Source organism: Pseudomonas juntendi (genome assembly GCF_009932375.1).
Classification (GTDB): Bacteria; Pseudomonadota; Gammaproteobacteria; order Pseudomonadales; family Pseudomonadaceae; genus Aquipseudomonas; species Aquipseudomonas juntendi.
The window spans coordinates 1-370 of record NZ_BLJG01000551.1; the positions used below are offsets into that span (position 1 = coordinate 1).

The 370-nt window shown below is 64.9% G+C and carries 1 pseudogene; it reads left to right on the forward strand.

Annotated elements, in window-relative coordinates:
• Positions 1-94 precede the first annotated feature (94 nt).
• Positions 95-370 (forward strand): annotated as a pseudogene (locus GYA94_RS27220) (sigma-54-dependent Fis family transcriptional regulator); the annotation flags it as partial.

Below are 370 nucleotides of genomic sequence, written 5' to 3' on the forward strand. Positions count from 1 at the left end.
GTGCCGTTCACGACACGTCACCCGTGGGTGCATTGCAATGCCTTCGCCGGTGGAGGATGCTGGTGGCACGCTCTATCTGCGGAGAACTACAACAATGCAGAGCAATCACTTCAGCCGCCATGCCCGGCAGGTCCACACTGTGGCCCATGGTGGTGCTGGCGAGGGCGTCAGCGACCCCTCCATTGCCCGCTCCTGGCTGCGTTGCCTGGAGGACTACCACCTCGACCCAACGGTGATCGAGGCGCCGGTGGTGCTCGAGCACGGGCGCTTGCTGGAAAGCCGCGAGCGCTTGCGCCAGGTGCTGCAGATCGCCGACCACGAAATGAACAGCCTGCACCAGCAACTCTCCGGGGCCGGCCATGCGGTGTTG